At 62.0% G+C, this 12,340-nt stretch carries 12 protein-coding genes; 5 read left to right on the top strand and 7 right to left on the bottom strand.

The annotated features are described in order from the left end of the window. Position 1: 1 nt before the first annotated feature. The 5 genes from NKJ11_RS03315 to NKJ11_RS03335 form a co-directional block, all read right to left on the bottom strand. Positions 2–898 (bottom strand): carbohydrate ABC transporter permease, encoded by an 897-nt coding sequence (locus tag NKJ11_RS03315; protein ID WP_023808791.1) that lies wholly within the window; start codon positions 896–898, stop codon positions 2–4. Positions 899–1,035: 137 nt separating this feature from the next. Then, the gene (locus NKJ11_RS03320; protein WP_352440061.1) at positions 1,036–2,283 is read right to left on the bottom strand and encodes an ABC transporter substrate-binding protein; all 1,248 of its coding nucleotides are present in this window, start codon (positions 2,281–2,283) and stop codon (positions 1,036–1,038) included. A gap of 110 nt (positions 2,284–2,393) precedes the next feature. Beyond that, on the bottom strand, positions 2,394–3,539 hold the full coding sequence (locus tag NKJ11_RS03325) for an ABC transporter ATP-binding protein (protein ID WP_352628513.1): 1,146 nt from the start codon (positions 3,537–3,539) through the stop codon (positions 2,394–2,396). An 88-nt stretch (positions 3,540–3,627) separates the two neighbouring features. Continuing rightward, positions 3,628–4,578 carry a PfkB family carbohydrate kinase gene (locus NKJ11_RS03330; RefSeq protein WP_352440062.1) on the bottom strand — a complete coding sequence of 317 codons (951 nt, stop codon included), beginning with the start codon at positions 4,576–4,578 and terminating at the stop codon, positions 3,628–3,630. Between the two features lie 3 nt (positions 4,579–4,581). After that, positions 4,582–5,382: a beta/alpha barrel domain-containing protein gene (locus NKJ11_RS03335; RefSeq protein WP_127255183.1), complete on the bottom strand. Its 801-nt coding sequence runs from the start codon at positions 5,380–5,382 to the stop codon at positions 4,582–4,584. A gap of 161 nt (positions 5,383–5,543) precedes the next feature. On the opposite strand from NKJ11_RS03335, the gene NKJ11_RS03340 reads away from it, so the two are divergent. The 3 genes from NKJ11_RS03340 to NKJ11_RS03350 all read left to right on the top strand — a co-directional run bounded on the left by NKJ11_RS03340 (position 5,544) and on the right by NKJ11_RS03350 (position 8,674). Then, a complete protein-coding gene (locus NKJ11_RS03340) occupies positions 5,544–6,305 on the top strand; it encodes a DeoR/GlpR family DNA-binding transcription regulator (protein ID WP_023808795.1) in 762 nt (253 codons plus the stop codon). A 267-nt stretch (positions 6,306–6,572) separates the two neighbouring features. Next, on the top strand, positions 6,573–7,721 hold the full coding sequence (locus NKJ11_RS03345; RefSeq protein WP_352792697.1) for a Gfo/Idh/MocA family protein: 1,149 nt from the start codon (positions 6,573–6,575) through the stop codon (positions 7,719–7,721). Positions 7,722–7,732: 11 nt separating this feature from the next. Continuing rightward, positions 7,733–8,674, top strand: coding sequence for an alpha/beta hydrolase (locus NKJ11_RS03350; protein WP_352792699.1), 942 nt, complete (start codon positions 7,733–7,735; stop codon positions 8,672–8,674). A 10-nt stretch (positions 8,675–8,684) separates the two neighbouring features. On the opposite strand, the gene NKJ11_RS03355 is transcribed toward NKJ11_RS03350, so the two are convergent. Beyond that, entirely contained in the window at positions 8,685–9,719 is a 1,035-nt protein-coding gene (locus NKJ11_RS03355) for a LacI family DNA-binding transcriptional regulator (RefSeq protein WP_352792700.1), read from the bottom strand. A 406-nt stretch (positions 9,720–10,125) separates the two neighbouring features. On the opposite strand from NKJ11_RS03355, the gene rsgA reads away from it, so the two are divergent. Further along, entirely contained in the window at positions 10,126–11,136 is a 1,011-nt protein-coding gene (gene rsgA, locus NKJ11_RS03360; protein WP_352628509.1) for a ribosome small subunit-dependent GTPase A, read from the top strand. A 26-nt stretch (positions 11,137–11,162) separates the two neighbouring features. On the opposite strand, the gene NKJ11_RS03365 is transcribed toward rsgA, so the two are convergent. Then, positions 11,163–11,696 (bottom strand): sterol desaturase family protein, encoded by a 534-nt coding sequence (locus NKJ11_RS03365; protein WP_023808800.1) that lies wholly within the window; start codon positions 11,694–11,696, stop codon positions 11,163–11,165. 173 nt (positions 11,697–11,869) lie between these two features. Here NKJ11_RS03365 and NKJ11_RS03370 point away from each other — a divergent pair, with 173 nt between their 5' ends. Next, a complete protein-coding gene (locus NKJ11_RS03370) occupies positions 11,870–12,340 on the top strand; it encodes an NUDIX hydrolase (protein ID WP_023808801.1) in 471 nt (156 codons plus the stop codon).

Raw genomic sequence — 12,340 nt, forward strand, 5'->3', positions numbered from 1 at the left:
ACTACCGAGCCTTTTGATAGCGAATATAGAACAGCGTCAGGCCGAGAGAGATCAACAAGATGACCACAGCGCTCGCCGAAGCCTGCGACAGGTTGTAGCTCGAAAACGCCAGCTTGTACGTGTAGGTGCTGAGGACCTCGGTCGAGTAGATCGGGCCACCGCCCGTCGTTATCCAGATTAATGGGAAGACCTGCATGGTCCAGATGAAGTCAAGCAGCGAGATGCTGATGATGATCGGCATCAGCTGCGGAATGGTGATGAAGATCAGCTTCTGGTAGGCTTTCGCCCCGTCGATATCGGCGGCCTCGTAGAAATCCTTGGGAATGCCCTGCAAACCCGCGAGCAGGCTGACCATGAAGAGCGGATAGCCCGCCCAGATATTGGCGAAGGTGACGGCGTGCAGCGCGGTCTCAGGCGAGGAAAACCATTCGACCTTGGAACCGATGATGCCGATTTGCATGAGTATGCTGTTCACGACACCGTTCGGCTCAAGCAGCAGGCGCCAGATCACGGCGATAATCACCGCGGTGAACAGCCAGGGCAATATGTAGAGCACGCGCAGAATATTGCGCAGCGTCGGATTGATGCGGTCGCTGTTCAGCATGAGCGCGAAGGCCATGCCAATGGTCATGTGGAAAATGACACTCATGCATGTGAAGTAGAGCGTGTGCCACAGCGAAGCCCAGAACACGGGGTCGTCGAAGATCGCCTGGTAGTGTTTCAGTCCGGCAAAGGATGGGTCACGACGCAGCACCGCGCTGTTCTGGAACGAGTAGCCAATCACCGTCACCATCGGCAGCAGCATCAGAAGCCCGATTATGAGCAGCGAGGGCGACAGATAGAGGTAGGGTGCGACCGCTCGTTTAAGCTTATGGTGGGAGCGCTTTTGCCGGGTCATGTGCCAACCTTGGGATACGCCTTCAAGAGAAGGTAAGCTTCAAAAACAGGTCCACTCAAATTGCCGATCCGTTGTTGCCGGGTGGCCTGCCCGAAGTCAGGCCACCCGGTCAAAGATAGCAAACGGGAACAGGCCGATCAGAATTTCGCCATCCAGCCCTTCTGAGCGGCGGCTGCGGCTTGTTCCGGAGATTGCTCGCCGGCGAGCATCTTTTGAGCTTGCACGTCGAACTGGGTCATCAGGTCTTCTGCCACCGGCAGGCCCGTGAACTCATTGGCGAGATAACCGGTCTTGAAGATTTCAAAAGCCTTGCCGAAAGCCTTGTCCGAGGTCACGAAATCGGGCTGGGCGTTGACGTTGCCCGGGAAGGCGTTTGCAAGCGATACGAGCTTGGCGTTCACCTTTTCACTCATCACATATTGGACGAGTTTCCAGGCCTCTTCCTGATGTTTCGAGGCAGCAGAGATGCCGATGCCCCAGGAGGCATAGGGAAGGCCGCGCTTGCCGGTATAGTTTTCCACGACCGGGACCGGGATGAGGTCGAAGTTCAGCTTGGGATTGCGCTTACGGATGAGGTTCACATGCGCGAGCGAGTCGATCATCATCCCGACGCGGTTGTTGACGAACTCCTCGACCTTTTCCTGCTCGGTCTTGGTGGCGATGCCGGGCGAGATGGTTCCGGCGTCGTTGAGAGATTTGACGAAGGTGAGCATATCCACCACCGGTTTGCCCTCAAGGTCCGGCTTGCCGTCCGCCATCATCGACTGACCCGAAGCCCAAACCCACGACATCATGTCGTTCTGGACGCCGGATGGCGTTTGCAGCGAGAGGGGCAGCACCCAGCCATACTGGTTCTTGTCGGCGATCGTCATCTTCTTGGCGGCTTCGAGAAACTCCGCACGGGTCGACGGCAGCTTGGTCACGCCTGCCTGGGCGGCGAGGTCCAAATTCACGAAGACCGGATAGACGAAAGAAGCCACGGGAAACATCACCGCCTTGCCGTCCACCTTGACGATGTCCGCGACCTGGCTCTTGTCGAAACCGCTCGCATCCATCATCGGATTCATGTCGGCGAGTGCGCTCTGCGCATTCAGATTGTTCACCCAGGCACCGTCGAGACCGACGACGTCGCTGAGCGTTCCGGTTGCAGCACCAACCGAGATCTGGTCGCGCGTGGTCGCGTAGGGGCCGCTGACCAGCGTCACTTTGATTCCTGGATTTGCGGCCTCGAAGTCATCCATGATTGCCCTGAGCGAGCCAGCCGGCAATTCGGGCTCCCACCATTGGGTGAATTCCAGCGTCGTATCCGCCATGGCGCCGGTTGCGCCAAGCAACCATGCGGCTGCGGCTATTTTCAGCATCGCGGGTTTTATACGAAACGTCATCTTCTCCTCCTTCTTTATATTCGACCGCACAATGCGGCCGATCGTCTGGTTATTCACAAGTCTTCTTATGCAGGTGCCTCACCCTCACCCGCGGGTCTTATCGCTGATATTCAGATTGCCAGATGCGTCTCGGGATCGAAGAAATGGAGCTTGGTATCATCCAGGGCCAAGCTGATTTCCGAGCCGGAGCGGACTGTGCTGACCGGTTCGAATTTCGCCACCGCATTCGACGCCAGGCCGAAATCCTGCACCGCGTCGGGGTCGCCGGAGTCCACCCGGACCGCGTCGATGTCGAGATGGACGATTTGTTCGGATCCAAGTTCTTCGATCGAGGTCACCTTTGCCGGTATCGTCTGATACTTGCGGCCGGATTCGAGGCTGCTGTCATAGAGATCCTCCGGTCGTATCCCGAACACGACCTTGCGCCCCGCATACGACCTCAAGTCCGGCCTGCGGACGAAGGCTGCATCCTGCAGCCGGATGGCTAAGGCGCCGGACATCAGTTCGTCGCCCGTCAGGGTCGCCTCGAAAAGGTTCATTGAAGGAGACCCGATGAAGCCGGCAACGAAGGCGTTCACCGGCGATTCATAGAGCCTCTTGGGTGTGTCGACCTGCTGCAGCACGCCGCCTTTCAACACCGCGACCCGGTCGCCCATCGTCATGGCTTCGGTTTGGTCGTGGGTCACATATATGGTCGTTACGCCGAGCTGCTTTTGCAAACTGGTGATTTCGGCGCGCATTTGAACGCGCAGTTTCGCGTCCAGATTGGAAAGGGGTTCGTCCATGAGAAAGGCTGCCGGCTCGCGCACCATGGCGCGGCCCATGGCAACCCTTTGACGCTGTCCGCCTGAAAGGTTCGCGGGCTTGCTGTCCAGCAGAGACGTCAGTTGAAGGGTTTTGGCGATCTCGTCCACGCGCTTTTTGCGCTCGGCCTTCGGCTTGCCCGCCAGCCGCATCGAAAAGCCGATGTTTTCGAACACCGTCATATGCGGGTAGAGGGCGTAGCTCTGGAAGACCATCGCGATGTCGCGGTCCTTGGGCGGCATGTCGACAACGTCGACTCCGCCGATCCGAAGGCTGCCGCTGGTGACGTCCTCCAATCCCGCGATCATCCGCAACGCGGTGGATTTGCCACAGCCGGACGGCCCGACGAGAATCAAAAACTCGCCGTCCTTGACCGACAGGCTCAATTGGTCGATTGCGTGAAAATTGTTCCCGTATGTCTTGCAGATATTCTCAAGAACGACTTCTGCCATATTCCTCCCTCCACAAGTCTAAGCCACTGATTTTTATGATTGTCCTCGGCTTATGTTCACCTGCGAAATATTCCTCGGATAGTTCGGACTAAGTTCCGGTATCGAGCCGCGCATATTTCAGTTCGACTGCCGACGGCGCTTTCGTCGATGCCAGAAGTTCCATGACCTGGTCGTTGGTCGGAAGCGCCTCGCGTCCGCCCCGCCCCGTTATCGAAAGGGCCGCCGCCGCAGCCGCGAATGCGACCCGGCCTGCGGTGTCGGCCCCGCGCGTTAATGCAAGGGCATAGGCGCCATGAAAGCAGTCACCGGCGCCGGTCGAGTCGACGACGGCAACCCGGTGCGGAGGCAGGTGCCAGAGCCCTGTCTGGTCGCGTCCGCGATAGAAGACGCCCCTGCCGCCATCCGTCAGAACCACGGCGGACCGCGACGGCAACCACAATGCGTCGAGTATCTCGGCCGGCGACCGGCGGCCGGTGGCGGTCCGCGCAAAGCCGAGCGGAAGAATGAGATGGTCGCAGAGCCCGATCAGTCTCTCGGTGGCCGGGCCGTGGCTCCATTCGACATCACCGAGGATCGCAAGGCCGAGATCGCGAGCCCGGGCCACGACATCCAGCGACCCGATCCCGTAACTGTCGACGATCAGGACTGTCGCGCGGCTGAGAACCTCGTCCGGAAAGTCCGGCGCGGTGCCCAGCATCGCTTCGTCGTCATACGCGATGAATCGCTCGCCATCCGAACCGACGGTGATCCGCGAGCGCACCGGGCGCGCGTGCGGGTGGCGCGGCGCGAACGCGGTTTCAACGCCGCTCGCAACGAGATCGCACAACACGGCGTCGTCGGCGGCATTGCCCAGCCATCCGACGAACCCGGCGCTTCCGCCGAGCCGCGCGACGGCGGCAAGTGCCGTCGCGACATTTCCTCCGAAAGCTCGGGCACTTTGCAGAACCTTCCCCTTGCCCGCCGACAACGGCTGATCGACATAGACGATGTCGTCGATCGCAATAGCTCCGAAGCCGAGGATTGAAGGGACGGTGGGCATCGTTCAGGCACCCGCCTTCGCCAAGGCGTCTTGCGCCGAAAGGCCGTCATGGATGACGCCTCGAAAGGCGATCGCTGCCTTTTCCGGATCGCCGTGCCCCCAGAGATTGCGACCCACCACGGCACCGCGCGCGCCGGCACGGATGGCGTCCGCCGTCTGCTGAAGGGCGCCGAGCAGCGTGTCGGTCTTCGGACCGCCGGCGATCACAACCGGCACCGGGCACGTCCGAACGGTCTCTCGAAACGACTCGAAATCGCCCGTGTAACCGATCTTGATCACGTCGACGCCGGACTCGTAGCCGATGCGTGCCGCATAGGCGATCTCGTCGGGGGTGAAGACGATTTTTGCCCCGTCGGTGAAATCGCGAGGGTAGATATGCGCCACCACCGGCATGCCGTAACGGGCCGCCGCATTCACCGAATCGGTCAGCCAGCGTATGTATTTGCCCTCGGTCGCGCCGCGCACCGGAATGGCCACGGCCAACGCATCGGCGCCAGCGCGCACCGCATCCTCGGGCGTTGCAATCAGTTCACTGATGCGATCGTCCGGGGTGAAGCAGCCGGCCTGGATCACCAGGCAAGCCTTGCCCGCGTATTGCGGCCACAGATGGCGCGCAGTGCCAGGCTGGATGCTGACGTAGTCGGGTTTGCCTACCATGACGCGTGCAAGCGCGCCCGGCAGGTCGGCAAGACCTCCTTTGCGCACGTCGCCATAGCCGACAAAGTGGTCGACCGCGCCGCCAAAAAGATTCCCCGATGGATGTGAGAAGAGGCGCGCCAGGCGCACCTTGGTTCCGAGGCTCATGAGTCCAAAACTCTCCAATCGATTGATTTCAAAATCCTAGACCTAGTGTTTGCGAAAGAAAGGACAAATGCAATCTTTCGAAAGCTTTCGAATTCGCGTATTTTTGGTAGAGTGAACCGAAGCCAGGGCGATCGCTTGGCGCATGGAGGCAAGGACAGGGCATGTTGTCAGAGCAGAGACGCCAGTCGATCCTGGGTGAAGTGCAACGCAGCGGACAGGTTCGCATCAAGGACCTGTCAGACGATTTTGGCGTGTCGGAAGTCACGGTGCGCTCCGACCTTGAGATACTGGACCGCAAGGGACTGCTGACCAAGACCCGTGGAGGCGCAGTGACCCGGACCACGGATTCGACCACGGCCGCGTTCGCCCGGCGGATGCAAACGAACCTCGATGCAAAGAAACGCATCGCCCGGGCAGCGGTAGAACTGTTCGAGGACAACCAATCGGTCATCTTCGACGGCGGCTCGACATTGATGCAGGTTGCCATGCTGTTACCGCCGCTCAGCAATGTCGTGGTCGCGGCCACGGCGATGAATATCGTGCAGCATCTGATGCATCGGCCCGGGCTCGACGTTCACATGATCGGCGGCCGGGTCTATCCAGACACGGTGAGCACACTGATCACCGATGCCGACACGGCTCTCGGCGGCTTGGTAGCGCATCAGGTCTTTGTTGGAGCGCATGCGATTGACTCGTCACTGGATGTGGTCGACGTGAACGAAGACATGGCGCGAACGAAGCGAAACCTCGTGCGCATGGCCCGGCGCGTTGTCCTCCTTGCGGATTCGAGCAAATGGGGCGTCAGCGGGACCTCAAAGGCCTTTTCGCTGTCGAGCGTCGATGTCGTGATCACGGACGATGGCCTGTCCGGCGCGATACGCAGCCAGCTTGATAGGACCGGGGCCAAGGTGATCTATGCCTGACTCCATCGCGGTCCCTGGCCACGACGGAAATACCCAATGCGCGCATGACCCACGGGATTCGCATCGGCGGTCGGCCGTTTTTTCATGTCGGTCATTTTCTCCTCCCAGGGCTGGCAGCCTCCCGATATCGCGCCAGCATTTTCGCATGTTGGATAAAAATTTTACGCGCGTCAATATTTAAAATGTTGTATAGCCCTTTGCGAAAGCGATCCGCCTAACTGCTGGGCGGATCCGGCAGGTCATGAGCGCATTGGGAGGTAGGATCGAATGCACGGGACATCAACGACCAAACTCGGGATCGGCGTCATCGGATGCGGTAACATCTCGATGACTTACCTGCGCAACGCCGGGCTTTTTGGCGGGATCGAATTGCGCGCCTGTGCCGATATTTCGGCCGACATGGCAGCAGTGCGAGCGAAGGAATATGGTATCCAGGCACTCGGCGTCGATGCGCTGCTGGCCGACCCGGAGATCGATCTTGTCCTCAACTTGACCATTCCGGCGGCGCATTTCGATATTTCGTTTGCCGCGCTTTCGGCCGGCAAGCACGTCTTTACCGAAAAGCCGCTCGCCACCTCGGCCGCCGATGGACAGCGCCTGGTCAATGAGGCGCGGTCGCGCGGCCTGCTGCTCGGCTCGGCGCCCGACACGTTCCTCGGTGCTGCCGGGCGCCGTGCGCGCCGGTTGATGGACCAGGGCGCCATTGGCCGTCCGGTCACCGGCACCGCCTTCATGATGGGCCGCGGCATGGAGCACTGGCACCCCAACCCGCAATTCTACTACCAGCCAGGCGGTGGCCCGGTGTTCGACATGGGTCCGTACTATCTGACCATGCTGGTCAATCTGCTCGGCCCGGTCGAGCGCGTCATGGCAATGGCGACACGCGGCCAGGAAGAAAGGCTGATCACCGCCGAAGGGCCATTCAAGAACACCACATTCAAGGTCGGCACGCCGACCAATGTGCTGTCGCTGCTCGAGTTCCGCTCCGGCGCGACCGTCACCTTCGGCGCCTCGTGGGACGTCTTTCGCCACTCCAACCATCCGATCGAACTGCACGGCACGGAGGGCTCGCTGCGCCTGCCCGACCCCGACACGTTCGGCGGCACGGTGTCGCTGTCGGAACGCGGCACCGACTGGCAGGATTTCGCCAGCGAGGGCGAGCTCTACGGCGCGCGCAACTGGCCTTACGCGGCACCCGATCGCGCCAATTACCGCATGCTCGGCGTCGCCGATCTGGTGCGCTCGCTTCAAACCGGCAACGCCCCACGTGCCTCCGGCAGCCTTGCGCTGCATGTACTTGAGGTCATGGAGGCTATCCTGCGCTCCGGTGAAACACAGGGATCAGTCGCCATCGCGGGCGATGTCGTGCAGCCGGCCCTGCTGACCGAGGAAGAGGCGAGCAGCCTGCTGGCCTGAGGGGTATGATCATGACGCTCGATCCGGATGCGCTGCGCGTCCTCGAAATTGGTCGTGCAGCCGGCGGCGAGCCATTCGAGACCGGCAGCGTGGCGGCAGCGCGAACTGCCTACAACGCCTCGTTCCCGGCGCTACAGGGTGAGCACGAGCCGGTCGCTGCGACCCAGGAACGGCAGATCGACGGGCCGAATGGGCCTATTGCGCTCCGCATCCATCGCGGCATCGGCGCACCGCAAAGCGGGGCGCCGGCGCTGCTCTATTTGCATGGCGGCGGCTGGGTCATCGGCAACCTCGATTCGCATGACGAGATCTGTCGCCTGATGGCCAATCTCGGCAACGCCGTCATTGTCTGTCCTGACTATCACCTGGCGCCGGACCATAAATTTCCCGCCGGGCTCGAGGATTGTCTGGCAACTCTTCGTTTCCTGGCCGAGAACGCCGCCGATCTCGGCATCGACAAGGCGCGCATCGGTGTGGCCGGCGACAGTGCCGGCGGCAACCTCGCCGCCGTGCTGGCGCTGCTCGCCCGCGATGGGCTGGCGCCAGCCCTTGCCGCGCAGATCCTGATCTACCCCAACACCGACGCGCGGCAGACATCCGACAGCTACCGGCGTTTCGGCGACGGCTTCGGGCTCACCGCAACCACCATGGCCTGGTTCCGCGACCATTATTTGCGAACGCCCGACGATATCACGGACTGGCGCGTCTCGCCCTTGCTGGCGCCTGCCCTCGCCGGCGCGGCGCCGGCTTTTGTGGCGCTTGCCGGCTGCGACATCCTCGCCGACGAAGGGGCAGCCTATGCGGCGCGCCTGCAAGCCGCGGGCGTTCCGCTCATCCTGCGGCAATGGCCGGGCCAGATCCACGGCTTCGTCTCGATGGGACGCCATATCCCCGCTGCCCGGCAAGCGGTGGCCGAGGCGGTGGCGGCCTGGCGCCAGTTCGAGAAAAGCTGACGCCGGTCGCTCAGGCCGACTGACGCATCACCAGGGTGGCGCCGAGCTTGACGGTGCGCGCCATGTCCTGCTTCGGCGGATCGGCCTCGTCCAGCAAGGCCAGCAGGATCTCGACGCTGCGCCCGGCCATGGCGGCGAAATCCTGCGCCATGGTGGTCAGCGCCGGGCAGGTGTAGCGGCTCAGCGGATGATCGTCATGCGCGGCAACGCGCAGATCGCAATCGGGCCTGCGGCCGACCTTCAGGCCGCGCGAGAACGCAGCCGCCATCACGCCAAAGGCGAGACGATCGTTGGCACACAGGATTGTGCGGCCGGGCAAGGCGCCGGCCTCCAGCATTTTTTCCGTCTGCTCGTAGCCGATGCGTTCGAAGTCCCAGGTGTAATCGCGGGCGGCCTCGATGACGACCGGCTTGAACCCGGCGGTCTCCATCGCGACGATGTAGCTTTCCTGGCGTTCGCCGGAGTTGTGGTTGACGTGTGGGATGTCGAGATAGACCGGCGGCTCACCCGAACGGCAGAGATAGTCGACGATGGTCGAGACGCTCTGCCGGTTGTCGTTGCCGACGAACGGCGTATCGCCCTCGATATAGGTGTCGAAATAGACGATCGGAATGTCCTGCCCGAGCTTGTCGAAGACGCCGCGGTCAGAAGCCAGACCCAGTGGGGCGATGATCGCGCCGGCGACCTTCAGGGACAGCAGCGTCCTGACCGACTCCGCCTCCAGCTTCGGCGAACCATGCGAGGAGATGACGATCGGCCAGTAGCCTTCGTCGCGGCAGCGAAATTCGATGCGGCTGACCATCTCGGCGTAGAACGGATCGGTGATCGTCGGCACGACGATGCCGATGTTGCGGGTGCGCTTGCGGTTGAGGTTGCGCGCGAAAAGGTTGGGCTGATAGTCCGAGGAGCGCAGGGCAGCTTCGATGCGCGCCCGCGTCGCCGGCTTCACGCTCGCCGGATCGTCGAAATATTTGGACAGCGTCGGCCGGGACACGCCACATGCCTGGGCGAAGTCATCCATCGTGCGGTGCGTCTTCTCCGCCATCGATATATTCCCCTGCCATGATCGGCCCCGCCACCAGTCATGCGGCCGTTGACCGGATGCGACAATGCTCGACAGAACTTATTCAGTCAATTTTCACGGTTACCAATAGAGCGCAAAAAAATCGCATGCGTCAAATTATTTGTTAACGTTTAAAGCTGACGTGGCTCGCCGCCGTTTTCCCGCCAAACGCTTTCGGACAGCGCTGTTTCGTCGACTTGATCGTCAGTTCGACGATCGAGGGATAGGCTGCAGAAGCTTGCCGCTCGCTCTCGGCTACGGGCCTGCTTGCCAAATGTCGCCATGCCGCCCATACACGGCTTGGGCAATCGCCTCGCCCGTTCGCCACCTGCCAGGGATACTGTCCGATGTCTGCGACGCCGTGGTCAAAGCCGTGACGGATTCTTCCATGCCATCTCTCGCCAGCCTGGGCTGGACGGATTTTTTCGCTGATCAGCTCGAGCCCGACGACGCCGATCTCGTGCCGACGCGGATCGCCACCGTCCACCGCGATCGCCTGACCGGCCTGTCGCAGGCAGGGCCGGTCGATCTGACGCTGCCGGCGCAGGCGAACACCGGTGACTATGCGGTCGGCGACTGGGTGCTGGTCGATGGGCATGAACACCTTGTCCAGCGCCGCCTGTCCCGCAAGACGGTGCTGGAACGCCGCACCCAGGGCGGCAGGGTGCCGCAGCTTGCCGCGGCCAATGTCGACACGCTGTTCATCGTCACCTCGTGCAATGCCGACTTCAACCCCGCCCGCCTCGAGCGCTACCTGGCGCTGGCCAACGAGGCCGGAACGACGCCGGTGATCCTGCTGACCAAGGCCGATACCGCTGAAGACGCCGGGAGCTATGAAAGGCAGGCTGCCGCGCTGCAGCGTGGATTGCCGGTCGTGATGCTGAACCCCCGCACATCGGATGCGGCAACCGTCCTGGCTGCCTGGTGCGGTGTCGGCCAGACGGTGGCGCTGATCGGCTCCTCCGGCGTCGGCAAATCGACGCTGGTCAACACGCTGGCCGGATCGGCGCAGCAATCGCCGCAACAGACCGGAGGCATTCGCGAGCACGATTCCAAGGGACGCCACACCACCACGTCGCGATCGCTGCACGCCATTGCCGGCGGCGGCTGGGTGATCGATACGCCGGGCATGCGGACTTTGCAGGTCAGCGACGTCGCCTCCGGCATCGACACGCTGTTTGCCGAAATCACCGAGCTCGCGCCGCTCTGCAAGTTCCGCGACTGCACGCATGTGCATGAGCCGGGCTGCGCTGTGCAGGCTGCCTTAAAGGCCGGGACGCTCGATCCGGAGCGCCTTGCCCGCTGGCGAAAACTGTCCGACGAGAACCAGAACAACACGCCGGTTCAGAGCGGCCCCCGCGGAGCCAAGTCTCCCGGCGGTCGCGGGAAGAGGCGTTGAACGGTTGGGGTTGGTCTGGCCTCGGACTAGAGCCGCGCCGTCCCGAAAACCCGATCCCAGAATATCGACGTCACGCCGAAATTGGCGTTTTCGTCGACATGATGATGCACGGCGTGTCGGCGCTTGAGCGTGTAGAGATAGCTCGGATGGGCGGGGTGCCAGTGATGGATCATGTGGTGGATGCTGATGTACCAGAGGTACCCCAGCATCAGCCCGCAGCTTACCGCGCTCGCGGTTGCGAAGTCCGAGACCACCCAAACGGGCACAAACGCGATCAGCGCATGCACCCCGAGGCTGAGCCAGGTCGGGGTGCCCACCGAACTGCGCTCCTCGACATGGTGACGATCATGCAGGTCCTTGATGTAGGGAATATGGTGAAGAACGAACCTGTGCAGCACATACTCGATCAGCGTCCAGAGGCCTAGACAGGCGAGGACCGTGCCGATCCAGCCTGGTGCACTCTCTTCGCCGGCCTCGAGCAGCCCGGCCACTGCCAGCACGGCGATTACCAGCGGATACACGACGAAGTCGCTATAGTAGCCAATAAGACCGAGTTGCATCGTCACCTAGCCTTCGAGCCGCCAAATAAGCGATGGTATCAGATTGCCGGACTCGCGGGTGAGGTGCAATGCAGACGAACCTGACATAGCGTCGCAATCCCTAGGTGCAAGGTTCGCGTCAACGATTCAAGGACCATCGGCAGGCTGCCGGCTTCGCAAACGGACGTATCACAATGGCAAAACGCAGTGCGGGATTGCTGATCTATCGCCGCGGCGACGGCGATCTCAGGGTGTTGCTGGTTCATCCGGGCGGACCGTTTTGGGCGAAGAAGGACGACGGTGCGTGGTCGATACCGAAGGGCCTCATCGGCGAGAACGAGGACGAGTTGGCGGCAGCGCAGCGCGAGACCGAGGAAGAGCTCGGCATCAGGGTCGATGGGTCCTTCACGCGTCTCGGCGACTACAGGCAACCAGGCGGAAAGATCGTCATGGCCTGGTCTGTCGAGGCGACCGCCGACATTGATGTCGCCGCCATCACGAGCAACATTTTTACCATGGAATGGCCGCCAAGGTCGGGATTCCTGAAGGAGTTCCCGGAGGTGGACAGAGCGGGCTGGTTCACCTTGGCCGAGGCCGAGGTGAAGATCCTCAAAGGGCAGCGCCCGATGCTGTCGGACTTTGCCAGGCAGCAAGGCGCCGGATGA

The sequence above is a fragment of the Mesorhizobium sp. M0243 genome (assembly GCF_040321775.1).
Taxonomy (GTDB): domain Bacteria; phylum Pseudomonadota; class Alphaproteobacteria; order Rhizobiales; family Rhizobiaceae; genus Mesorhizobium.

Excerpts from the sequence above, each read along its gene's own strand:
- NKJ11_RS03315 (WP_023808791.1), bottom strand. The coding sequence starts at position 898 with ATGACCCGGCAAAAGCGCTCCCACCATAAGCTTAAACGAGCGGTCGCA.
- NKJ11_RS03320 (WP_352440061.1), bottom strand. The coding sequence starts at position 2,283 with ATGACGTTTCGTATAAAACCCGCGATGCTGAAAATAGCCGCAGCCGCA.
- NKJ11_RS03325 (WP_352628513.1), bottom strand. The coding sequence starts at position 3,539 with ATGGCAGAAGTCGTTCTTGAGAATATCTGCAAGACATACGGGAACAAT.
- NKJ11_RS03330 (WP_352440062.1), bottom strand. The coding sequence starts at position 4,578 with ATGCCCACCGTCCCTTCAATCCTCGGCTTCGGAGCTATTGCGATCGAC.
- NKJ11_RS03335 (WP_127255183.1), bottom strand. The coding sequence starts at position 5,382 with ATGAGCCTCGGAACCAAGGTGCGCCTGGCGCGCCTCTTCTCACATCCA.
- NKJ11_RS03340 (WP_023808795.1), top strand. The coding sequence starts at position 5,544 with ATGTTGTCAGAGCAGAGACGCCAGTCGATCCTGGGTGAAGTGCAACGC.
- NKJ11_RS03345 (WP_352792697.1), top strand. The coding sequence starts at position 6,573 with ATGCACGGGACATCAACGACCAAACTCGGGATCGGCGTCATCGGATGC.
- NKJ11_RS03350 (WP_352792699.1), top strand. The coding sequence starts at position 7,733 with ATGACGCTCGATCCGGATGCGCTGCGCGTCCTCGAAATTGGTCGTGCA.
- NKJ11_RS03355 (WP_352792700.1), bottom strand. The coding sequence starts at position 9,719 with ATGGCGGAGAAGACGCACCGCACGATGGATGACTTCGCCCAGGCATGT.
- rsgA (WP_352628509.1), top strand. The coding sequence starts at position 10,126 with ATGCCATCTCTCGCCAGCCTGGGCTGGACGGATTTTTTCGCTGATCAG.
- NKJ11_RS03365 (WP_023808800.1), bottom strand. The coding sequence starts at position 11,696 with ATGCAACTCGGTCTTATTGGCTACTATAGCGACTTCGTCGTGTATCCG.
- NKJ11_RS03370 (WP_023808801.1), top strand. The coding sequence starts at position 11,870 with ATGGCAAAACGCAGTGCGGGATTGCTGATCTATCGCCGCGGCGACGGC.